Here is a 23,394-nt window from a genome sequence, read left to right as displayed (position 1 = left end):
AATTATCGGCACACTATTTTTGGTGTAAAATATTGGTTAATTATTCATATTTTCAGGTCTATTGATTACAACCTAAACTACATGAATAAATTTTTACTTAACCTGCTGGTATTCATTTCTTTTACTACCCTTGCTTATGCACAGGATTTCCCTTACGGTAAATTCACCGTTGAAGAAATGCAACTCAAAAACTACAAAAACGATACTTCGGCCCATGCCGTAGTGCTAAACGAGTTTGGTTCATCGCGCATTGATATAGCTGCCGACGACCATATTAAGATCTTTTTTAAGTATCACACCAAAATAAAAATACTGGATACAAAAAGCTTTGATAAAGGTACTGTTACCGTATCATTTTACGATAGCGATGACACACATGATGAGGTTACTGATATAAAAGGTATTACTACTTATACAGATGAGAATGGTGCCATAAGAACCGCCGAACTGGAACCATCTAAAATATACACCACAACGGAAAACAAATACTGGAAAACGGTAAAGTTCGCGATGCCTAACCTTCGCCCGGGTTGTATAGTTGAGTATACCTATACTAAATTAATACAGGGCTTTGGCAGGTTGCCCGCATGGGAGTTTCAGGACGACATTCCTAAGGTAAATTCGCAATACGAAGTACACATCCCCGCATTCTGGACGTTTAACGCCATGATACGCGGCCCGCTTAAACTTACCAATAGTAAAGCCACTGTAGAAAAAGAATGCTTTAGCAGCCACGGCTCTAAATGCGATTGCTCTTACCTCATCTATGGCATGACCGATGTACCGGCATTTATTGAAGAAGATTACATGACATCTTCAAAAAACTTCCTTTCGGCAGTTTACTTTAACCTCGAGGAGTGGACAAACCCTTACACCGGTGTTAAAAATAAGGAAACCAAGGAATGGAAGGATATCGACTATAACTTTAAACACGGCGAATACTTTGGTTCGCAAATAAAAAAGAACCTGCTTAACCCCTACATAGCGCCGGTAATTGCAGGTAAAACATCTGAAATGGATAAGGCCGTAGCCATTTACAGGTACATACAAAAAAATATAAAATGGAATGAGATCTACTCACGTGGCAGCGATGGCGTAAAGAAAGCGCTTGATAAACATACGGGCGATGTGGCTGATATTAATTTAGCCTTAACGGCAGCTTTAAATTCGGCAGGCATAAAAACCGATGCAGTACTTTTATCTACACGCGGCAATGGTTTGGTTAACAGGCTGTACCCGGTAGAAAATGAATTTAATTACGTTATAGCTAAAGCAACAGTAGGCAACGAAACTTATCTGCTTGATGCTACCGACCCACTACTGCCATTTGGTATGTTGCCGGTTAAATGCCTTAACGACCAGGGCCGGGTAATGAGCCTTGATAAACCATCGTACTGGATTGACCTTGTTGCAAAACAAAATCAGAACACTACCAGTAATTTAGACCTTACTTTAGAGGCCAATGGCAAGCTTAAGGGCACTATTACCACCTATTCAATAGGTTACGCGGCTTTTAATAAACGTAAAGAGATCAAGAAATTTAACACCGTTGATGAATACGTAGAAAACCTGGATGAAAAACTGGTTAGGACAAAGATACTGAAATCTAACATCACCAATGTAGATAGCCTTGATAAGCCGCTTGGCGAACAATACGAAGTTGAAATTGATGTATTTGATAACCTCAATCATAACCGTCTGGCTTTTAACCCTGTTTTGTTTAACAGGTATACTACTAACCCATTTAAATTACAGGAGCGCGCCTACCCTGTAGATTGGGGCGTATCATCAAACGACAGGTACACATTATCTATGCGGTTGCCGGCCGGCTATGCAATTGAAAGCTCGCCACAAGCGGGTGGTATTGCCTTGCCTAATAACGGGGGCAAATTTTTAACAGAGTTTAATGGCGCGGATAATGTATTTACTTATTCAAATGTGATACAGTTCAACAAATCTGTTTACGCGCCCGAAGAATATCCATACCTAAAAGAATTGTACAACAAAATAATCGCGTCGGAAAAAACCGAGATAGTGATCAGGAAAAAGTGATGAAGAAGGTTTTTATTTTATTGGTTTTATTATGCGCGACCATATTAGCCAATGCACAGGTAAACTACGAGGTAAGCAAAATACCCAAAGAACTGCTTCCCTATGCAAGCGCCGTAATACGCGATCAATCCGTTTACACTCAGGTTGATGGCGGCAATACGTTGTACCATATTAAAACCGCTATAACCGTATTAAATAAAAATGGCGACGACCTTGCACACATAGCCGTATGGTACGATAGAAGTAATGTAATTAAGGGTATTAAGGGTACTGTTTATGATGAATTTGGCAAGCTAATTAGTAAATTTTCTGAAAAGAATTTTGAGGACCAGGATGCTTCAAATGATTTTTCGCTGTTTGAAGATTCGCGGGTTAAGCACTATATCCCGTCGATAGGTTCATATCCTTATACCATTGAGTATGAATACGATCTTAAATCAAAGCAAACCCTAAACTTTCGCGATTGGAAACCTAACCCATACCCGGGCCTTGCTGTAGAGAAAAGCTCCTACACGTTTGCCTGCAAACCCAATTTTACAATACGGTATAAAGAAATAAACATGCCTGCCAAAATGGTAGCCGGCACTACTAAAGATGGGCTTAAAACTTACACCTGGCAACTAAACAACCTTAAAGCCGTGCGTAACGAACCTTACAGCCCTATTAAGGACACCTATTTAAGCACAGTAAAAATTGCCCCTAAAGATTTTGTTTACTCGGGCATCGCCGGCAGTTTTACCAACTGGAACGAACTTGGCCGCTGGAATTATGAGAAACTGCTGGCAAACAGGCAAACCCTCCCGCCGGCTACCATAGCACAAATAAAAGATATTACTAACGGCATTACCGATGTAAAGCAAAAGGCTAAAAAGATCTATGAGTATATGCAGGGTAAAACCCGCTACATAAGCGTACAGGTGGGTATTGGGGGCTACCAGCCATTCCTGGCCAGCGATGTAGACAGGCTTAGCTATGGCGATTGTAAAGCGCTGGTGAACTACACCCAGGCACTGTTAAAGGCTGTGGATATAGAATCGTGGTATTGCGTTGTTGAAGGCGATAATGCCAAAATTAGCTTGATAGATGATTTTGCAAGCATGGGCCAGGGTAACCATGTTATACTTTGCCTGCCTATAAAAAACGATACTACGTTTTTAGAGTGCACCAATCAAAAGATCCCGTTTGGCTTTTTAGGCGACTTTACCGATGACCGCACCGTACTGGCCTGCACCCCCGAGGGCGGCAAACTACTGCATACGCCAAAATATACCGCTGCCGATAACCTGCAAACCCGTAAAGCCAATTTGGTAATAGCGCCAGACGGCGAACTTAGCGGAACTATAACAACTATTTACAAAGGCACACAATATGATAACCCCGAAAGCCTTGTTGATGAGCCCTTAAAAGAACAAATAAAGTCCATTCAAAAGATGTATGGGCATATTAACAACCTTAACGTAGAGAAACTGGAAATTAAACAGGATAAAAAACAAATGCCTGTGGCAACCGAAAACCTTGTATTTAACGCCAACGAATTTGCATCTCGGGATAATGGTAAGCTATACTTTTCAATCAACCCGTTAAACCGCAGCAGCAGCATTCGGGATATACGTAATCGTACTACCCCGGTATATATTAACCGGGGCTATACAGATGAAGATGAAATAATTTACACCCTGCCCGCCGGATATAAACCGGATATGGAGCCGCTGAATGTAAACATGAGCAAGGCATTTGGCAAATTTAAGATGAGTACCGTTTTTGCTGATGGAAAGCTAACCGTTAAACGCATGGTTGAACTTACCGATGGCACCTACAGCAAAGATACCTACTCAGATCTGGTAAAGTTTTACCAGGAGATTGCTGATGCCGACAATTATAACATGGTTTTGGTAAAAAACTAATTAACTGAAGATGATGATACCGAGGATGATACCAACTATCATGATAATATATAAGAGTATTTCATTACCTGCGTAACGCTTATATTTAGTCCAGAAAGAGTAGTCGTTTTTTTGATCAGGCATTTGGCACAAAATTATGAAATTATATTTTAGCAATGAATATTAAAGAAGAAGAGGAAATTAAACGGGAGTTTCAGCTGGAGCGCGTGATCCTGTTCAGCGATGCGGTTTTCGCTATTATCATCACCATTATGGTGCTGGAGATTAAATTACCTGAAGGCCTGCGCCATGCCGGGAGCGAAAAGATCAGGGAGGCTTTTTTAGAACTGATCCCTAAGTTATTGGGGTACATTACGGCTTTCTTTTTTGTAGGGATGTTTTGGGCCAAGCATTTAAAGCTATTTAGTTATTTAAAAGACTACACTACCACGTTAATAGTTTACAACCTCGTTTTCCTGTTCTTCATATCATTATTTCCATTCGCGGTATCTATCATGACGGGGACCCTAAGCCCATCTAATGCCATTGGCTTAATGGTTTATTTTATTGTAATTGGCCTGAGTATGTTGTCGCAAACGCTGCTTGCCGGTTACCTTGTGCGACATGCTCATGAAATTTGCTACTACCCTGCCGAGATTGAAAAAAACCTGCAATGGAAAGCTCAACGGGTAAACTATGTTTCTTTACCGATATTATTTGCTTATCTGTCTGCATGCCTGTATTACGGTGTAAAACCCGAACTTTATGGCTTTGGCTTTATTGTTTGGGGCATCATCATATCCCGCATCCGCAAAAAATATTACCCGTCGGCAAATGACGATATGCCGCTGATAGCAAGATTATTTAGCTCAAGGAAAAAGCAACTTGTAAAAGATGTACCACCCATCGACTAATCTACCTGCGCCGAAGTAGGCTCAATTATCGACCCGCCACGCGAGAAGAACTTATAGATGCCGTTATCATGCAGGCGGGCTACCATTACCCCTTTGCGGGTACTTGCATGTACAAAGTATCCGTTTTGGAGGTACACGCCTACATGGCTAAACTGTTTACCGTCGAAGTCAAAAAACACAAGGTCGCCTTCTTTTAATTCTTCCTCGTATTTGCGTTTAATTACCTGCACTTGTTTACTTGTCATTCGTGGCAGGGTAATGCCGTAAACTTGCTGTTCTAACAAAAGGGCCAGGCCAGAACAGTCTATACCATTTTTATCCAAACCTCCAAACCGGTAAGCAGTGCCATACCATTCATCAATAAAACTGTATAGCCGCCCGTTTTGGATATCACCGCGGTCTACCCCCATCAGGGTCGCATACTTCTCAGCTATGTCCTTGTCTGGCTTAACCATAGTGCTTGGGTCGCCATTTTTTACTGTTAATTTCTTAGAATGACAGGCAGATAGCAGTATAGCAGCAGCAAAAAACAGTAAAAGGCGCGAATGGCGAAGTATTAGCATATACTAAAGATATCTTGCGAAATACAAACGTTGCAAGTGGGATTTATAAACATATCAACACGACCATCTATCCTATCCCTTTATAACCCTTTGTATCTCATCCAGCTTCATCAAAGCTTCTACCGGGGTTAGGGTATTTACGTCGAGGTTATTCAGTGTGTCGCGGATTTTCACCAGCACCGGGTCATCTATTGAGAACATTTGCATTTGCACGGCCTGCTTTTGCACCTTGCGGATGCTCTCTTTGATGTGCTCACCGCCAGTGCGTTCGTTCTCCAGTTTCTTTAATATCTCGTTGGCACGGCTCAATACCTTTTGCGGCATACCGGCCAACTTGGCCACATGGATCCCGAAACTATGCTCGCTGCCACCCGGCACCAGCTTGCGCAGGAAAATGACCTGCTGCCCAACCTCCTTAACCGACACATTATAATTTTTGATGCGGTTAAAGCTATTGCTTAACTCATTTAATTCGTGGTAGTGCGTTGCAAATAACGTTTTTGCCCTTGCTGTTGGATGGTTATGCAGGTACTCACCTATCGACCAGGCAATAGAGATCCCGTCGTACGTTGAAGTACCGCGGCCTATCTCATCCAAAAGTATCAAACTGCGGTCGCTGAGGTTATTGAGGATACTGGCCGTCTCGTTCATCTCCACCATAAAGGTAGATTCTCCCGACGACAGGTTATCCGACGCGCCGACACGGGTGAAGATCTTATCTACCAAACCCACAGATGCTGCTTTGGCGGGCACAAAACAACCCATTTGCGCCATCAAAACGATCAGGCCTGTTTGCCTTAACAACGCCGACTTACCCGCCATGTTTGGTCCCGTAATGATTATGATCTGCTGCGAATCCGAATCGAGAAAAACATCATTGGTGATATATTCTTCGCCAAGCGGCAGGTTCTTTTCTATAACCGGGTGGCGGCCGCCTTTTATGTCTAAAACCTTACTATCGTTTACATCCGGTTTAACGTAGTAGTTTTTGATGGATATGGTAGCAAAATTAAGCAGAACATCCAAACGGGCTATCAGGATAGCGTTTAGCTGGATGGGTTTGATATACTCGGCAAGGGCATATAACAGGTCGTTGTAAAGCTTGGTTTCCAAAACCAGTATCTTTTCTTCGGCACCTAAAATTTGCTCCTCGTATTCTTTCAGTTCGGGGGTAATGTAGCGTTCGGCATTTACCAGCGTTTGCTTACGGATCCAATCCGTTGGTACTTTGTCGCGGTGACTGTGCGTAACCTCCAGGTAGTACCCAAACACATTATTGAACGATACTTTTAACGATGGAATGCCCGTTGCTTCTGCCTCGCGCTTCTGAATCTCTAATAGATACCCTTTACCGCCAAAAGCTATTTTGCGCAGGCGGTCCAGTTCCTCGTTAATGCCCTCATTCATTACCGAACCTTTAACCATCATTACAGGTGGCTCGGGGTGCAGCTCGCGGGCTATTTTTTCGCAAATGGATGTACAGGGGTTTAGCTGCTCGCCAATAGCCCTCATTGGCTCACTTGCCGACTCCATCGTAAGCTTTTTAATGCTCTCGATAGCTACCAAAGCTTTCTTAAGCTGACAAACCTCGCGCGGGTTCGCTTTTTGCAGTCCGATCTTAGAGATCAGCCGTTCCAGGTCTCCAATCTGGCGGATCTGGTTTTGCAGGGTTTCGCGCAATTCCTCCTGTTGTATCAGGTACTCCACCACGCCAAGGCGATCTTGTATGGGCTTGATTTCTTTCAGCGGCATCACTATCCAACGGCGCAGCATACGTGCCCCCATGGGCGAGCAGGTATGGTCTAACACATCAACCAAAGTAAAGGCATTCTCGTTCGATGAGCCCACCAGTTCAAGGTTACGGATGCTGAACCTATCCAGCCAAAGGTACCTGTCTTCTTCTATCCTGCCAATGGCCGAAACATGTTGCAGGTTGCGATGTTCGGTTTCGTTGAGGTAGTGCAGCGCCACACCGGCAGCAACAATGCCTAAATTAAGTTTCTCGATACCAAAACCCTTAAGCGATTTTACACCGAAATGCTTCAACAAGGTTTCGTACGCGTAATCGCCACTGTAAGGCCAATCGTCGAGCGTGTAGGTGTAATAGCGGTCGCCGTAGGTATCTTTAAAATCATGCTGGCGGCTGCGTGGAAAGATCACCTCGCTTGGCGCATAGCTTTGCAAAAGTTTATCGATATAACCGGTATTGCCCTGGGCGGTAAGGAACTCGCCTGTGGAAATATCTATCAGGGCGATACCTATCGAATTCTTCTCGAAATATAACGAAGCCAGGTAGTTATTGCTTTTTTGCTGCAGGATGTTATCGCTGGTGGCAACGCCGGGGGTAACCAGTTCGGTAACACCGCGTTTAACTATGCCTTTAACCGATTTTGGGTCTTCCAGCTGGTCGCAAATGGCAACACGCTGGCCTGCACGCACCAGTTTAGACAGGTAAGTATCCAGTGAATGGTGCGGAAAACCGGCCAGCTCTATATGCGAGGCGGCACCATTGGCCCGGCGGGTTAATGTAATACCCAAAATACCCGAGGCTTTGATGGCATCGGCGCCAAAGGTTTCGTAAAAATCGCCCACGCGAAACAGCAGCAAAGCACCGGGATACTTAGCCTTTATGGCGTTGTATTGCTGCATTAAAGGGGTTTCTTTGGTTTCGCTCTTAGCCAAGTTTATGTATGGTTTTAATAATCTGCTAAATTAATCGATTGCCTCCGGAATAAGGGAATTGTGGAAAAGTTATATCAATGTGAACAGTGTAAGCTAAATTAACTGAACAGATAATATTAGTTAAAATACTTCTAATTGAACACCCGCTATGTTTTAAAAGTTAACTTTTATTCAACTTTTAAAACTTTTTGGAATACACATAGTTGTATCATTATCACTCTTTTAATCACTACAATACGTTAATATGAAAGCCGCTACCTCCCAAATGCGGGTGCTTGATAGTCACCGTTTGATGAATGAGCAGTCAATCAGAAAAGTTTTCTTGAACAGCCTTGACAATATTTATTGTATTAAAGAATACCTGGTAGACAATTTACCCATTGTTGCCAACAGTGCCAGTTTCAAAAACCTCAAAAACGCGATATTGGAAAGTGTAGACGAAGTTAAGGAACAAGTTGCGCGGTTGAAAAGCGTTTTTGCCCTACTGAACGAAGAACACAAACCCAGCCACTGCTTAGGGTTAAAAGCATATTTGGTTGAGGCTTACCGGGCCAGTAAACAGCCGGGCCTGACTGATTCTGAATCGGACTTTATAATCCTTTATCATTTAAAGGTGCTTGAGGGTATGGAGATAGTTTCCTATAACAACCTCTTTGAAATGGCCGGCACTATGCGTAATCGCGAACTTGGGATCCTTTTAAAACAAAACCTGGACATGGCTAAAGACAATAAGGAACTATATGACATGATCAGTACCGAGTATTTAGCATAGCGGTTTACGGGGTGTCCCACTATTTATGACGCACCCCGGAACACAACAATAACTAATTTATAATCAGTTATTTATGAATTTACTAAAATTTGTTTTAGTTAAAGTTTCAATACACATTAGTATAGCTATATAACTATACCACAAATATTTAAATAAATTACGCAAAGTGTCTCACTTGTTAAAAAATGGGACAGAATGGGACACCTGATTTTAGATTTTAGAATTACGATTTTGGATTTGGGCCTTTTTGATATAGATTAGTACTGAATGAGGTTTACATTTGAGATTTTAGAGCTTTAATTTATGCTTTACCGCTATCTGTTAGCTATCCTCTAACCCTGCCTTTTCCTCATAAGAAAGATTTAGATCTTCGGCAATTGTATCTGCTTTAGGCTTTAGTGTAATAAAGTATATGATGATAGCACCGGAAATTAGCAGGAATATCAAATTAGCTGTCAGAAAATAGCAAACGATACAGAACAGCGACGGCCCTTCTAAAAGCGCATACCGGATGATCAGCGCTGATTGGTAAGTTGTGAACTTCTCTGCGAAGGTCGCTTTTTTAGCTGAAACGCCCGATACCTGTTTATAAAGTAAATTACCTACAAAAAATCCGCCTACAGTTAATACTATCGCGATTAACAGAAACTCTTTGTCTTTTGAGGTATCAAAACCATTTCTGGTATTGTTTAGGAATATAGTTACAACAGCGAACAGGCATTGCCCGGCAAGCAAGGCCAGGTGAATGATCTTAATTACTTTAAAGCTTGGCTTAGAATTGGCTTGTGATGGCTGATTAAAGTTCATCAATTAAGATAATCTTTTGGAATGTGTTATTGGCAATGCTGTTAGGTACAAATATTTATAATAAGCACGTGAGCAAATTCAATCTCAGGAATATGTGCTAACGTTATTCGAGGGCTTTATTTTCTTGAAAAATAAAAGTTAATTCTTCTACATTTTTTGTAAAAACCAAAAACTCTTGGTCTTTACTTTGTATAGCAAATGCTTTAGCGCATCCAAGTGCAAATTTGAATTTTTTAACAAAAAGTTCAAATTCTTTCTCTTCGGCCTCTGCATGTAGTTTTCTCGCTTCGGCTATTTGCTTAGCCTTTTCAGCTAAAATGTTCTCAATCTCAGCGAGCATTTTATGGTTTTCAATCGACGGTTTTTCAAGTTTAGCATTTGCAAATTCGATTAAATTTGACGATGCTCGCCCAATTTCATCTTTTAAACTTGCACCTGTTTTCACGTTTATGTTAAACTCAAGCGCATCCATAATCAAGTCTGTAAGTTTAGACTTCATCTTCGACCAAATCTGCGGATTTGAGCCTTCTACATCAATTTTAACGTAGGATTTCGTTTCTTGATTTTCGTCTTCCTGATACATTACGCTAAAAATAATGTTTTATCAAACTGGTTCATTCCCGAAATTTTTAAGTAATCACCAGAAATATTTGAATACAAATCAGATAGTAAAGAAATCATCTCCTTAATTTCAACGTGAGAAAATTCTGAAGTATCAAAAATCAAGCTAACTGGAGCAGTATCTAAACACTCATTTACATACACGTTATTTACTTTATAAGTCTCTTTACTTTTAACGTCAAAATCAGTTCCCTCCTCGATTTGCAAATTGGAGAAATATTCATTTTGATTTAATAGGGTTTGTAATGTGCTATAAGTGAGCTCATAATTGATTAGAGTTTCCGCTGCAAAATTATCTTCATCACGTAAAATCGACAGTAGCAAGTGAACGCTGGTAATTGATGAACTTGAATTTATTTTAGCTTCGAGGTAAGTAAGCTTTAAAACCTTTTCGGCTTGCTTTGTCAAAGGAACGCTAAGAGTAGTTTTTTCGTTGTAATTTAACTCAATCAGCTTTTTAGATATTTTATTCTTTAACTCCTTTAAATTTATATTTGAAAATCTAAGTACTTGTAAAGCTGAGTTTTTGACGTTATCATCTCTAAGAATACCTAATAACAGGTGTTCAACTCCAATGTAATCGTTTCCAATACGAAGTGCTTCTTCTCTTGAATACTGTATAATATCCTTAACAGTAGGTGTGAATTTGGCTTCCATATTTGTAAATATAAAAATTATAATTAATTCATGTCGTCAAATTTCAGTTAATGACGATGAATTATTTTTGCTGTGAAGAAAGCGCTGCCCTGCTCGTGTAGGGGTTGCTTCGTGCCTCAATAACGAGGTAGATATGTAAAAGCCACAGAGTAAACTCTATGGCTTTGTAAAAATTCCCGTTAGTTAGTGCTTGAACTTAAACGGTTTTCATCTCTTTATTCCTTCTCAAAATCGACATAAAAAAGCCGATGATCATAATAATGGTACCTGCCCACAGGAAGTTGATGTATGGGAACTCGATGGCTTTCATCACAATGAATTTCTTTTTGCTTTCCGGCTGTTGGTAAACGGTTATCTCTACCTTGCCATCTGCCAGGGTTTGGCCGGGAATGATTTTAGTGAAACGCAATTTTAAACCCGCGTCCTCTACTTTTTTACCGAAATCGAATACGGCACGGCCTTTTATCATGTACACCGGCTCGCTTTGGTATTTTTTACCATGTGTTATAATTTCCAGCTGCGCGCCAACGGCAACATCTTTATCGGTAATAGGGATATTTTGGAGCTTAACGTTTCTGTTTAAGCCTTTTAAAACAATCACACCGTCGCGGTAACTCATGGTATCGCCAATGGCTATCTCGTGCGCTACAGGGGCGTCGTATTCCTTCTCATCGTGTTCGTCGCCATGCTGTGCCTCTTCCTCCTTTGGCCCGGTGGTGATCACGTTAGTCATGGTGATATGGGTGTACAGGTCATGAAACAGGTAATGCTTGGTATCCGGCGTTGAGGACATGCCGCCCTGCGCCTGTATCACATTAGGCCTTAAGGTAAAGGCTTCGGTTTGCTTACCATCCTTAATTCGTTTATAATCAATATTAAAGAAGTGGCTTGCGCCCTCAATGGTATCGCCGGTAAAGGTTACCATGTATTCGCCCATTTTTAGCGGCTCGTTCTTATAAAGCAGAATGTTCTCTTTAGGGTTTTCGTCTTTGGCAAACTCAGCGCTGTATTGCTCGCCCGTAAGGTTTTCTGATACCACCTTTTTTGTACCCGCAGATATTAGGCCGCCTACCAGCAGCAGGCCAAAACCAATGTGCGCCACAGCCGAACCCGCAAGCTTAAATTTGCCTTTTATAGCATCGGCCAATATTTTACCGTTGCCAACAATGGTGTAAACTGAGCATAACATTACAATAATGAACACAACATTCAGTTTGTAAAAGCCCGTAGCGTAAACAATCAACGCGGTTATGAGCGCGGCAAACCCAAGATACACCAGCGTGGTAATAAAGAAGCGGGTGGTATCGGTCTTTTTATATTTAAGGAACTGCGCGAAGCCGCTTAGCAAAGCAATGATGACCGCGAACGACGCCTGGATAACGTTATAATGTTTAACAGGATCAGTAGGCGGGGCCAGCTTTGTGCCAAACATCAGGTTCCAGACAGGTACCGATGTTACAATTACCAGGTGGAAACAAGACAAGCCAAGGAATATAGCCCCCACAAACATCCAGAACTCGCGCGAGTAAGTTTCTTCATCCTGCTTGGTTATAGGCATTTCCTTAAAGCGCGAGATAAGCAGGTAAAAGGTGATACCCAGGAAAACGAAGAGGCCGATAACCAACTGCCAGAACAGGCCAAGATCGGTAAAGGCGTGTACGGACGATTCGCCCAGCACCCCGCTCCTGGCCAGGAATGATGAATACCAAACCATCACAAAAGCCACCAACGTTAAAAACGTAGCGGTAAAGTATGAGTGGCCCGTGTTTTTAAATACAATAAGTACGTGTACAGCGGCAACCAAAATTAACCAGGGGAAGATAGAAGCGTTCTCTACCGGGTCCCAAGCCCAAAAGCCACCAAAGTTTAACGACTCATAAGCCCAAAACGAACCCATGATAACACCTGTGCCCAGCACCATACAAGAGAATAAGGCATAAGGGATAGCAGGCTGTACCCACTCTTTGAAACGCTTTTGCCATAAGCCGGCCACCGCGTAGGCAAATGGCACAACTAACGATGCCGAACCCAAAAACAGTGTTGGCGGGTGGATGATCATCCAGTAATTTTGCAACGAAGGGTTCATGCCCTTACCGTCTTTTATAAACGAAAGGTAATTAGGGTTCTGGAAGATAGGCCCTTCGATACCAGAGTTACGCAGCAGCATAAACGGCGAACTGCCAATGTGCGCGCTGCCAATTTGCAAACCCAATATCATAGTACCCAACACCACCTGCGATAAGGCAAGCGTTGTCATGACAGGTTTTTCCCATGATTTTGCCTTCCAGATAAGGATGTTGCCTAACACGGCTTCCCAAAACATCCACAGCAAAAAGCCACCCTCCTGCCCGTTCCAAAAGCCCGAGATAAGATAGTAGGTAGGCAGGTCTTTTGATGTGTACGACCACGCGTAATGATATTCGAAATAATGATTGTAGAGAATATAGAAAAGGCAAACACCCATGCCTATTATAGCAACGGTGTTCAGCATATAACCTATACGGCCAAGGCGTAACCATGAGTTATCGCTCTTGGCAACAGTTTCCTGCGTGGCAAAGAAATAACAGATAAATGAAAAAAAGGCTGCACCAAATGCAAGTACGACAAAAAACTGGCCCAGCTGCCCGGGTAACAGGTGCTCGCCTTTAAAAACTGTATCCATTAAAATTGATTATATGCTGGCGCTCTTTTTAGCGCTCACTTCGGTAACATTAAGTTTGTTGTCCTGGTATTTAGACGGGCATTTCATTAAAATCTTAGAAGCGTGAAATTCGCCGCCGGTCATCTTGCCGGTAAGTACAATTTGCTCCGAACGCTCAAAATCCTGTGGCTTAGTGCCATTATAAATAACCTTGCACTCCTCCCCTTTGTTGTCTTTCATGTAAAAAGAGAAGTAATTAGCATCTTTAGTGGCATCATAAAACAACTCTTTGGTTTTATTTAAACGGCCAACCACATGCAATTCGCTTTTGGTAGTTTTTGCATCATTAAAAGAACCGTAAGTACTTGTATTTGAGTAGGTGCTGATAATAACCGCGATAGCGATTGCGATAACAACAATACCTATAATAGAGCTTTTCTTCATTGATCGATATTTACAATGGATTACAATTGCAAAAATACAAAACGCAAAGCTAAATAAGTTTATTACAAGGGATATATGTTATTTAGAATTATTATGGATAAGGTTAGAGAGTAGAGGTTAGAGAGTAATGCTTATCTGCAAACTTTGTTTTGATTTTCAACTAATCTCTAATTAACTAATCTCTATCTTAGCCCTATTAAAATCTCTTTATAAATATTCTGCTTCTTACAATGCCTTCATAGGCAGTGTATCTTTTGTGCCATCCTATCCGGCACGAACCATCTATTACTTTACATTTTTTAAGAGGACAAATGAAAACTATACATACTGTCGCCCTTATCGGCGGCACAGGCAAGGCAGGTAAATTCCTGCTGAAGCAATTATTGAAACAAAAGTTTCGCATTAAACTATTGCACCGCAAGCCAGAAACGCTTGAGCTAAGCGATCCGCTTATAGAAATTATCAAAGGCGATGCACGCGACTACGAGGCCATACATACCTTGCTGCAAGGCTGCGATGTGGTGCTAAGTTGCCTTAGTCAGCCAGCAGGAGAGCCAACTATTTTTAGTGATGCTACCCGCAATATCATTAAAGCGATGGAAGCTCAACACATTAGCCGTTATATTACTATCGCCGGGTTGAACGTAGATACTCCATTCGACCAAAAGAGCGAAACAACGCAATTCGGAACCAGGTGGATGTACGAAAACTTTCCATCAACCACCAAAGACCGGCAGGCAGAATACCAGCTATTAGCCAATAGCCATATCAATTGGACTATGGTACGCCTGCCCCTCATCCACCAAATAGATAACGTAAGCAAGATAAAAGTTAGCTTAACTGATTGCCCCGGCAACGGTATTAGTGCCAATAATCTGGCGCTGTTTATGATTGCGCAATTAAATAGTACGGAGTTTATAAAGCAAGCGCCTTTTATTGCTGATAAGTAATTATATAACAACAGAGCGCAAAAAAGGCGCTCTGTTACTATTTAAAGAGTTTGTAGTTCCTGTACCAGTAACTCTTGATAAATCCCCATTTATATTCTTTATAATTATCAATGGTTTTTATGGGTAGCCGGCGTATCAAGGTTTCATTTTCACCGCGCTTTTTGTAAATATAAACTCCATCTTTAATTCCATCGTCGCCACATTCATACCCGTTTATAGTACCAATTTTTACAGGTTTAAAATTATCAATGTAAAATAAGTCGCTCGACCAGTTCATGTCGGCGCAACCACTGCGGTGGTAAGAATAGTAATATTTGGTGCCTGGTATGGGCTCTGGTGCCGGGAAAGCATCAAAGCCAACAACCTCCTTAAATGTTTTAACCGCCTTGTCATAAAGCAATAAGCCCCTCACCCCGGGCACATTTTCTGAACGGGTTATCCATATATCCTGATAGCCGTCTTTATTAAAATCTATAAATTTTGCACCACTATTGTACGATGAATCTACAAATACCGTATCATTTTTTGAATCAAAAACACATAAGCCAATTTCCTGGCTACGTTGAAGGGTGAATTTGCGGCCATCTACAATTCCCTTTGTTACATCCCATATTGTATCAATAACTTTTGGGGTAAGCTGTGCTTTAACAAGCAACTCTTTTTTATATATTCTTGTAGATTTAATACCTTTTTTCGCACTTGTATCTTTTTGTTTACAGGCAAAGATAAGGACGATAAAAAAGCAAAACAGAGATTTAGGCATCGGGGTAAATTTGGTATCAAGATAATATAAATATCAGTTCTATTATCTTAGGAACGTAAGTATTAAACAAGAAAAGAGCGCCTTCATCAGGCGCTCTTTTCTCAGAACCATATCACCAAACCAACTTATACCCCACCCCTCTTATATTGATGATCTGGATATTAGGGTCAGCTTGCAAGTGGCGGCGCAGTTTGGTAATAAACACGTCGAGGCTGCGGGCGTTAAAAAAACTGTCATCACCCCAAATATTTTTTAGCAACTCTTTACGGGCTATTACTTCATGCCTGTTTTGGCAAAGCATTTTTAAAATATCACTTTCGCGTGCAGTTATAGGCCAAATGTTTGTGCCCAGTTGCAGGGTATTCTTAGCCGAACTAAAGATCAATTCGCTTATGCGATAATCTTTGTTGATAGTTTTAGGTCTTTCCAGCAGCCTGTTGGCGCTTAAAAGTACTCTTATTCTAATAATCAATTCTTCAACACTAAAAGGCTTCTTTAAGTAATCGTTAGCACCGCTTTCAAACCCGGCAACCACATCCTTGGGTTGCGACTTTGCGGTTAAAAAAATTATAGGTGTTAGCTTATCCGCCTGGCGAATGCGCTTTGCCACTTCAAAACCGTCCATTTTAGGCATCATCACATCCAAGGCCAAAATATCCGGCTTTTTGTGATTATACTTTTGCAGGGCCTGTTCGCCATTGGCGCATAATATCACTTCAAAGCCGCTTACTTCCAGGCTTTCGCGCACAATATGCGCAAGAGCAAGTTCGTCTTCGGCTAATAAAACACTCACTTTATTCATTTTTCAAAGGTATAATAATCACAAATTCGCTGCCCCTACCTAATTCGCTTTTTACGCTTACGCTGCCGCCATGTGCCCGTACTATATATTTAACATAATTAAGCCCTAAACCTGTACCTTTTACATTGTGCACGTTACCTGCGGGTACACGGTAAAATTTATCGAAAATATGGTCAATATGTTCCGCAGGGATACCAATGCCATTATCTTTTATAGTAAACACGGCGTTAGCATTATCCCGTCTAACATCTATTTTGATATCTACCGGCTCTTTTGAATACTTCACAGCGTTATCGATGATATTGGCCAGCACGTTCCTAAAGTGCATCTTATCCGCCTCAAGCGTTGTTATGTTGGATGTGTTATTATAAGTGATGTTTATTGCTTTTTCTGTTTTATGCTTTTCGGCATTAATCAATTCATTGATCAGGTCATCAACGTTTATTTTCTCTCTGTTTAACGCCACTTCCTTACTCTCAAACGCGGCTACATTAAGCACTTTACCCACCAGGTCATTAAGCCTTGCCAATTCGTTGCGCGATGTTTGGAGGTAGCGTTGTGTTTTCTCAGGGTCGTTTAAACCATTGAATTTTTGCAGGCCTTCAATAGCAACAGTTATGGTGGCAATTGGCGTTTTCAGTTCATGGGTCATATTATTAATAAAATCATCCTTAAGTTCGGTAAGCCTTTTTTGGGTAATGATGATCCTGATAATATAATAAAAGCAAAATATGGTAAACAATATTAATAAACCTGATAGCAACAGCGGCAATATCATTTCTTTTAAAACGCCTACCTGTGCCCGGTCAAAAACTGCACGCACAAACAGTTCGTTATTGTGGTTATCTTGTACAAACGAAAAGCCGTGGTATTTATAAAGATATTCCTGCGTTTCGCTATACTGCAGTTCTTTAACGTGATGTATATCGTTGGAAGATGCAGGTATGTGTTGTGTTGATATCTTGAGTTCGAAATTTGATTTTGGGTGTATTTTATTGAGTTCGGCGCGGTAATATTTGTAAAATTTTACGCTGTCCGCTTGCCTAAAGTTCTTTGGCAATTCGTATACCCCCACGTTTAACGGCTTTTTATCTTCCTCATTTTTAAGTTTGTTTAAAGAGTCGGCGGATAGATTTGGATGTGCTCTCATATAAGCGAACAATCCGCTTAATTTTATATTAATATCATCCATCTCTAATATTAGCATTACCTGGTTTAAAAGCTGCGGCTGGTAGAACGACATTTCGGTTATCAGTTCGGGCAGCGGTACCGGGTGCCCAATTTGCTTACGATAAAAATCAAGAACGGGCAAAGTGGTATTAAATGGCTTGTCGACACCGTTGCCCTTACTTTTAACGCTGATATACACCACCCGGTGAGCGGTATCCCAGCTTGGGATAGTATCCAGTTTAATTGTAATACCGGGTGCTGACAACCTTTTCACTAACACTACTCTTATCGAGTCGAAATAGTCCTTTTTGCAGCTATCCAGCGCACGCTGCATCACAAGGTCTATATCATCATCAAAACGTTGTTTATTTAATTTAAAGGCGTTGAAACTCCAGTACGCCTGGAACAGGATTATACCCGTTAGCGCTACGGCTGCTAATAATAATACGATCTTAAATTTGGTTTTCATGGTTGTTTGTGTTGCTTAAGATAAAAGTAATCTCCCCAAACACAAGCGGCGGTATCTGTTAACATTCGTTAACGTAAAATAAGGATGGGTAGGAAAAACAGATAACAATACGAGTAATGGCGCAGTGTAAAATTGCCGCTATATATTGATTGTAGTGACAATAACTGTTAAACAATAAAAGAGCGCCTTCATCAGGCGCTCTTTTACTATTATTGAAACGGAAATTAATCTCTAATCTCCATTCACCATTCTCTGATCACGGCCAAACGCCAAGGTTTTGGTATGATACCGCTATTTTGTTGATAGCGCCTACCATGGCTGCATTACGCAGTGTGCCAATGGCCGGGTTGCTTTTGTATATCTCGCGGATCTCGTGGTAAGAGCGGATCATGGTATCTTCCAAACCGGAGTTCACCAGCTCTAACTCAGATGCACCTTTAACAATGGTTGCACGCTGTATAGGGGTTAACGGCACGCCTGTAATACCTTCTACCATGTTAACCAGGTTCAGGTTTGAGTTTTCTTCGAACCTGCGGTTAATACGGCCAAATGCAACGTGGCTTAGGTTTTTTAACCACTCAAAGTATGATACAGTAACACCACCCGCGTTAGCATACATATCAGGGATGATCATACCGCCTGCTTTATAAAACGCCTCTTCAGCCTCGGGCGATGTTGGGCCGTTTGCGCCTTCGGCAATAATTTTTGCTTTAATACTGCCAATGTTTTGCGCGGTTATCTGGTTCTCTAAAGCGGCAGGTACTAAAATATCGCATGGTTGCTCAAGGCCGTCCATCGTGTTTTTAAATTCCTGTTTTGCGCCGGCGTAACCTAAAATAGACCCGGTTGATTTACGGTGCTGGAATACAGCTTCTACATCAAGTCCATCCTCGTTGTAAATAGCGCCCTCAAATTCGCAAAGGCCAACAATGATGCCACCAAACTCTGATAAAAATTTGGCAGAGTAGTAACCCACGTTACCCAAACCCTGTACAATTATTTTTTTGCCTGATAAGCCTGCGGTTAAACCAAGCTTCTGCATATCCTCGCCAACGCTAACACATTCGCGCACGGCTATAGCCACACCGCGGCCGGTAGCCTCGCGGCGGCCTGCAATACCGTGTAACGAAATTGGTTTACCTGTAACCGCGCCTAAAGCATCAAGCTGGCCAGGGTTCATGGTAGCGTATGTATCAGCTATCCAGCCCATTTCGCGCTCGCCCGAACCATAGTCAGGTGCAGGCACGTCAATGCTGGGGCCAATAAAGTTCTTCTTAATAAGTTCTACAGTATAGCGGCGGGTAATATTTTCCAACTCGCTAACGGTATAGTTTTTCGGGTTTATCTTAATACCTCCTTTTGCGCCGCCAAAGGGTACGTTTACAATGGCACATTTGTAGGTCATGAGGGCGGCAAGGGCCATTACCTCATCTTCGTTCACCATTTCGCTGTAGCGGATACCGCCTTTCGTTGGCGATTGGTGGTGCGAGTGTTCTACACGCCAGGCATCTATAACTTCAAAGCCATTGCCTTTGCGTATCGGGAAACGGAAACGGTAAACACTATTGCATGATTTGATCTGGTCTAACAAACCGGCATCGTGCTGGGTGAACTGCGCCGCATGATCGAAGTTCTTACATACGTCACCAAAAAAGTGAGTATCCTGATCTGCGGTCGGATTATTGATATTCATAATTTAGAATTGGATAAATAATTAATTCCTTAAAAAAGTGCACAAATTTGGTATATTTTTTATCAATAATGCAAATTTTAAAAGTTAGTGTATGGCTTACCCACCGTGTAAAAACGTGCCTGATGTGTGTTTAAACAGCACAGGCAAGCTTTTGATTTAATTTTCTTTCTCGATTTTTTTTAATCTTCTGTCAATAGTAAACAGGTAAACAGCCAGGCCGGCAAAAACAATTACAATGGTGCCTATAACCACATATATTTTGCCTTCGCTGCGCATTTTATCGGCCATTTCAACATCCTGCGCTTGCACAGCTACAAAACACAACAGCATTAATATCAGGGAAGTAAGTTTTTTCATGTTAGTTGATAGCGTTCTTTTTATATTCTATTAAACGGATACGGTAGCGGATGGTGGCTATCCAAACCGCAATTAAAGCCCAGGCGATAAAAGCGGGATATAATACTATACGCATACGGTTATCCATATCCAGCTTACCAAATGCAGGGTTACCGCCATTGCCGGGGTGCAGCGAATCTGTCATACGGGGTAGTACCATAATCAGCACGATCATGACCGGGAAGGCGAAAATGTTATAAATAGCCGAGATCTTGGCGCGCTTCTGCTCCTCATCTATCGAGTTACGCAACACCAAGTAGGCACAATAAAGCAGGAAAGCTATGGCGGCGCTGTTTTGCTTAGGATCGTTACTCCAATACTCGCCCCAGGTATATTTGGCCCAAAGCATGCCGGTAATCAAGCCCAAAATAAAAAAAAATATCCCCGTATTTGCTGCCTCAACAGCTATCAGATCGTGCTCTTCTTTACCTGTTTGTAAATATTTAATGCTATAAACTACCGAGATGGTGAATACCGTGAACATGGCTATCCACATGGGCACGTGGAAGTATGTATTGCGAATAGTTTCGTGCAGTATCTCTAACCTTGGCACGCCAAGCAGGAAACCGGCAATAAGCGTGTAAAATATAATTACAACGGCTAATACCTTCCACCAGGTTTGATAAATAAATCTCATATCTAAATTGTGCCGCAAATGTACTAATAACATGTTTTGATTTATGCACACAGCGATATTATTAGCAATGTTTCATTATGCATGCATAACAATTATAATTGTTTATTTAAGATGTTGGTTGAATTGAAAGTTTGATAGGGTAATAAAAGAACGCTTGGAGTCACAACCTTAAGATGAAGGCCTATTTTTTTAAACCTCTTTCAAATTGTTTCCTTTTATAATGAACAACTTGCATGAATACCACTAATCCTAAATTGATAAAAGCAATTATTACTTGTATAATTTTAATATATGGAATAGAATAATCGTCCCTTATTTTAAAATAAGTGTATGCTAAAACAGGTATTAAGATATATACAGGATATAAATTACCGTAAAACCAAGGTTGTTTTTTCATGATAAATAAAAATTAGTTTAATTTCCCACCTGCTCCGACGGCTCATAATCTACCGGAAGTAAATTTGCCAGTTTGGCTTTGCTCCAGGTGCCTTCATAAAGCGGACTATCAGCAACTACCGTCCCATTCAGATCAAAAAAAACAGCCGGGCTAAGTAACGTTATTACACTGGTTTCAAAGTTCTCCATATCCAGCGGGCGATAAAGGTCTTTAAAATCCTGGGTCTCGTGCTTTTTGGTATAAACCACGTACAGGTAATTTGGAAAGGTCATCACAAATAAACCTTCCTGCGGTGGTTTGCGGATGATCTGGTAGCCGGTTAAGGCCGGTTTGGTAAGTTTCTCTTTATACCAACGGGGCATATTTTGCTGCGCCAGCCAATATCTTACCGAGTCGCGGTTAACCATCTGAAACTGTTTTAGCTTTTTCTGGATAACCACATCAGGTGCCCGGTTGGGGTCTACAGCGCGGTTAAAATCATATATCTCAAACCCCTCCTGTTTCAACCTGTTCTTATACAAAGAGCGGTAAAAATGCCTTGCCGAGCCGTAATAAGCCTCATCGCGCTTTTGCTTCCATTTGGCCTTTTGCGCTTCGGTGCCCGGCAGTTCTTCAAACAAGGCACGCCCGCTGTAGCTGGTGGTATTGTTTAACGCGCTGCTTAAAAACTCTTTTAATAAAAATTTCACACGGTAACCAAGCGCGTCGTTTTCCATCACCAAAAACTCATCGGTAAAGGCTTCCAGCTCCATTTTTTTGCGGCTGTATGATAAGTTAAGTATTTTAGGGTTCTCTATTTTACAAAACCGGGCGTTTTCGGTAACACCAATAAAATCCTTCTTAAACTGTTCAAAGTTCTTTTTCCAATCGGCATTGGTAGAAATGATAACCTCGCGCATCATCATCACCTTTGGGGTGAGGCTTATATTGAGGTTAGTTGCTGCCGAGCCCACCATAACCTTTTGTGTGTATTCTTCAAACCCAATGGCAGATACAACGAGGTCATACTGACCGGGTTTTACACCGCGCAGGCTGAATGTGCCATCATCATTAGTAGCCGTACCAAACGTGGCGTTGTTTAAAAATACACTTGCCTTTGCTACCGGGTTATTTGAATTTGTAACCACTTTACCGTTAATAACATTTTGTGCTAAAGCGTTAAAGCTTACAATTACACACAGGAACAAAAAGCACCAGCGGCGCATAACAAAACTGTATTTTGAGGTTAAAAACATTAATCGCGCCACAGGTAAGGGAAAAGTATTAGTGATGACGCTATAACAATGGCATTTATTGCTAACAACACACCAATGTTACCTAAGCTAAGGCTACGGTCTATACCATCCATGGCGGCTTTGCTTACCCTAACAAGTAGCAGTATTACCGGGATGATAACCGGGAAGCTCAGGATAGCCATGAGTGTACCGTTATTGCCCGCCTTTGAAGCGATGGCCGAAATCATGGTGAACACGGTAGAAAAGCTCATGGCACCCAGCATCACCGTTACAAAATAAAAAAGCGAATCGCCCACGGGGTTAGGAAAAAACAGTTTGTAAACAATTAAGGCTAATACGCTTAAAAGCGACATGAGCATCGTGTTGTAGATGGTTTTTGAAAGGATAACAGCCTGCGGATGCGCGATGGAATAGTAGTAAAGCAAACGCGCCTTACTTTCCTGCAAAAAGCTTTTGGCAATGGCGTTTACCGATGCAAACAGCATAATTATCCAAAACAGGATATTCCAAACAATTGGATAACCCTGGCTTTCTTTAAACCCGGGGTTGAGGTTAAACGAAATGTAGCACACAAACACGGTAGATACTATGTAAAGCAGGATACCATTGAAAGCGTATTTTGACCGCCATTCGAGGATGATCTCCTTCTTTAAAAGTTCGATAGTTTGCCCGAGCAATTTCATGCTGCAAATTAAAGTAAAAAGTCTGAAGTTCTAAGTCGAAAGTCCGAAGTCGGGAAAGTAAGAAAGGCGAGGTCATGGTGAGCTTGTCGAAAAATTAGCTGTAGTTGACTCACCCCCTGCCCCCTCTCTGCTTTAGCCTCACCTAAATCCTCTCCAAAGGAGA

Annotated in this window: 22 protein-coding genes; 5 read left to right on the top strand and 17 right to left on the bottom strand. The window is 41.6% G+C overall.

The window, feature by feature from the left end; genetic code table 11:
• Positions 1-81: 81 nt before the first annotated feature.
• Entirely contained in the window at positions 82-2,052 is a 1,971-nt protein-coding gene (locus ACFQZI_RS10960; RefSeq protein ID WP_377142449.1) for a DUF3857 domain-containing protein, read from the top strand.
• Positions 2,052-3,956, top strand: coding sequence for a DUF3857 domain-containing protein (locus tag ACFQZI_RS10955; protein WP_377142447.1), 1,905 nt, complete (start codon positions 2,052-2,054; stop codon positions 3,954-3,956). Before ACFQZI_RS10960 ends, ACFQZI_RS10955 begins: the two co-directional genes overlap by 1 nt.
• Here ACFQZI_RS10955 and ACFQZI_RS10950 read toward each other — a convergent pair whose 3' ends face one another.
• Positions 3,957-4,079, bottom strand: coding sequence for a hypothetical protein (locus ACFQZI_RS10950; RefSeq protein ID WP_377142445.1), 123 nt, complete (start codon positions 4,077-4,079; stop codon positions 3,957-3,959). It lies immediately after the preceding gene.
• A 32-nt stretch (positions 4,080-4,111) separates the two neighbouring features.
• Here ACFQZI_RS10950 and ACFQZI_RS10945 point away from each other — a divergent pair, with 32 nt between their 5' ends.
• Positions 4,112-4,849, top strand: coding sequence for a TMEM175 family protein (locus tag ACFQZI_RS10945; protein WP_377142443.1), 738 nt, complete (start codon positions 4,112-4,114; stop codon positions 4,847-4,849).
• Here the strand turns inward: ACFQZI_RS10945 and ACFQZI_RS10940 are convergent.
• Positions 4,846-5,412, bottom strand: coding sequence for a C40 family peptidase (locus ACFQZI_RS10940; RefSeq protein ID WP_377142441.1), 567 nt, complete (start codon positions 5,410-5,412; stop codon positions 4,846-4,848). The genes ACFQZI_RS10945 and ACFQZI_RS10940 overlap by 4 nt on opposite strands.
• A 72-nt stretch (positions 5,413-5,484) precedes the next feature.
• Positions 5,485-8,094: a DNA mismatch repair protein MutS gene (gene mutS / locus ACFQZI_RS10935; protein ID WP_377142439.1), complete on the bottom strand. Its 2,610-nt coding sequence runs from the start codon at positions 8,092-8,094 to the stop codon at positions 5,485-5,487.
• Between the two features lie 244 nt (positions 8,095-8,338).
• Between mutS and ACFQZI_RS10930 the strand changes: the two genes are divergently transcribed.
• Positions 8,339-8,866, top strand: a complete 528-nt coding sequence (locus tag ACFQZI_RS10930) for a DUF892 family protein (RefSeq protein WP_377142437.1) — start codon at positions 8,339-8,341, stop codon at positions 8,864-8,866.
• 321 nt (positions 8,867-9,187) lie between these two features.
• Here the strand turns inward: ACFQZI_RS10930 and ACFQZI_RS10925 are convergent, their stop codons facing one another.
• From ACFQZI_RS10925 to ACFQZI_RS10905, 5 genes are all read right to left on the bottom strand, one after another.
• Positions 9,188-9,673 carry a hypothetical protein gene (locus tag ACFQZI_RS10925; RefSeq protein WP_377142435.1) on the bottom strand — a complete coding sequence of 162 codons (486 nt, stop codon included), beginning with the start codon at positions 9,671-9,673 and terminating at the stop codon, positions 9,188-9,190.
• A 103-nt stretch (positions 9,674-9,776) separates the two neighbouring features.
• The gene (locus ACFQZI_RS10920; RefSeq protein WP_377142433.1) at positions 9,777-10,256 is read right to left on the bottom strand and encodes a hypothetical protein; all 480 of its coding nucleotides are present in this window, start codon (positions 10,254-10,256) and stop codon (positions 9,777-9,779) included.
• Complete coding sequence (locus tag ACFQZI_RS10915) at positions 10,256-10,951, bottom strand: Clp protease N-terminal domain-containing protein (protein WP_377142431.1); 696 nt, start codon at positions 10,949-10,951, stop codon at positions 10,256-10,258. The genes ACFQZI_RS10920 and ACFQZI_RS10915 overlap by 1 nt, the downstream gene beginning before the upstream one ends.
• A gap of 196 nt (positions 10,952-11,147) precedes the next feature.
• Positions 11,148-13,613 (bottom strand): cytochrome c biogenesis protein CcsA, encoded by a 2,466-nt coding sequence (ccsA, locus tag ACFQZI_RS10910; RefSeq protein WP_377142429.1) that lies wholly within the window; start codon positions 13,611-13,613, stop codon positions 11,148-11,150.
• A 9-nt stretch (positions 13,614-13,622) separates the two neighbouring features.
• Positions 13,623-14,036, bottom strand: a complete 414-nt coding sequence (locus ACFQZI_RS10905) for a cytochrome c maturation protein CcmE domain-containing protein (protein ID WP_377142426.1) — start codon at positions 14,034-14,036, stop codon at positions 13,623-13,625.
• Positions 14,037-14,347: 311 nt separating this feature from the next.
• On the opposite strand from ACFQZI_RS10905, the gene ACFQZI_RS10900 reads away from it, so the two are divergent.
• Positions 14,348-14,986, top strand: coding sequence for an NAD(P)-dependent oxidoreductase (locus ACFQZI_RS10900; protein WP_377142424.1), 639 nt, complete (start codon positions 14,348-14,350; stop codon positions 14,984-14,986).
• 37 nt (positions 14,987-15,023) lie between these two features.
• On the opposite strand, the gene ACFQZI_RS10895 is transcribed toward ACFQZI_RS10900, so the two are convergent.
• The 9 genes from ACFQZI_RS10895 to ACFQZI_RS10855 form a co-directional block, all read right to left on the bottom strand.
• Positions 15,024-15,749 (bottom strand): hypothetical protein, encoded by a 726-nt coding sequence (locus tag ACFQZI_RS10895; RefSeq protein WP_377142422.1) that lies wholly within the window; start codon positions 15,747-15,749, stop codon positions 15,024-15,026.
• Positions 15,750-15,861: 112 nt separating this feature from the next.
• Positions 15,862-16,551, bottom strand: a complete 690-nt coding sequence (locus tag ACFQZI_RS10890) for a response regulator transcription factor (RefSeq protein WP_377142420.1) — start codon at positions 16,549-16,551, stop codon at positions 15,862-15,864.
• Positions 16,544-18,190, bottom strand: coding sequence for a sensor histidine kinase (locus tag ACFQZI_RS10885; protein WP_377142418.1), 1,647 nt, complete (start codon positions 18,188-18,190; stop codon positions 16,544-16,546). The genes ACFQZI_RS10890 and ACFQZI_RS10885 overlap by 8 nt, the downstream gene beginning before the upstream one ends.
• A gap of 256 nt (positions 18,191-18,446) precedes the next feature.
• Complete coding sequence (locus ACFQZI_RS10880; protein ID WP_377142416.1) at positions 18,447-19,883, bottom strand: Glu/Leu/Phe/Val family dehydrogenase; 1,437 nt, start codon at positions 19,881-19,883, stop codon at positions 18,447-18,449.
• 156 nt (positions 19,884-20,039) lie between these two features.
• The gene (locus ACFQZI_RS10875) at positions 20,040-20,240 is read right to left on the bottom strand and encodes a CcmD family protein (RefSeq protein WP_377142414.1); all 201 of its coding nucleotides are present in this window, start codon (positions 20,238-20,240) and stop codon (positions 20,040-20,042) included.
• Between the two features lies 1 nt (position 20,241).
• The gene (gene ccsA, locus ACFQZI_RS10870) at positions 20,242-20,907 is read right to left on the bottom strand and encodes a cytochrome c biogenesis protein CcsA (RefSeq protein WP_377142654.1); all 666 of its coding nucleotides are present in this window, start codon (positions 20,905-20,907) and stop codon (positions 20,242-20,244) included.
• A gap of 190 nt (positions 20,908-21,097) precedes the next feature.
• Positions 21,098-21,313 carry a hypothetical protein gene (locus ACFQZI_RS10865; RefSeq protein ID WP_377142412.1) on the bottom strand — a complete coding sequence of 72 codons (216 nt, stop codon included), beginning with the start codon at positions 21,311-21,313 and terminating at the stop codon, positions 21,098-21,100.
• A 17-nt stretch (positions 21,314-21,330) separates the two neighbouring features.
• A complete protein-coding gene (locus ACFQZI_RS10860) occupies positions 21,331-22,548 on the bottom strand; it encodes a carboxypeptidase-like regulatory domain-containing protein (RefSeq protein ID WP_377142410.1) in 1,218 nt (405 codons plus the stop codon).
• Positions 22,548-23,231, bottom strand: a complete 684-nt coding sequence (locus tag ACFQZI_RS10855; RefSeq protein ID WP_377142408.1) for a heme exporter protein CcmB — start codon at positions 23,229-23,231, stop codon at positions 22,548-22,550. The genes ACFQZI_RS10860 and ACFQZI_RS10855 overlap by 1 nt, the downstream gene beginning before the upstream one ends.
• Positions 23,232-23,394 lie beyond the last annotated feature (163 nt).

This window comes from Mucilaginibacter lutimaris (genome assembly GCF_042676625.1).
GTDB lineage: Bacteria > Bacteroidota > Bacteroidia > Sphingobacteriales > Sphingobacteriaceae > Mucilaginibacter > Mucilaginibacter lutimaris.
This window is presented reverse-complemented; position numbering and strand designations above follow the sequence as displayed.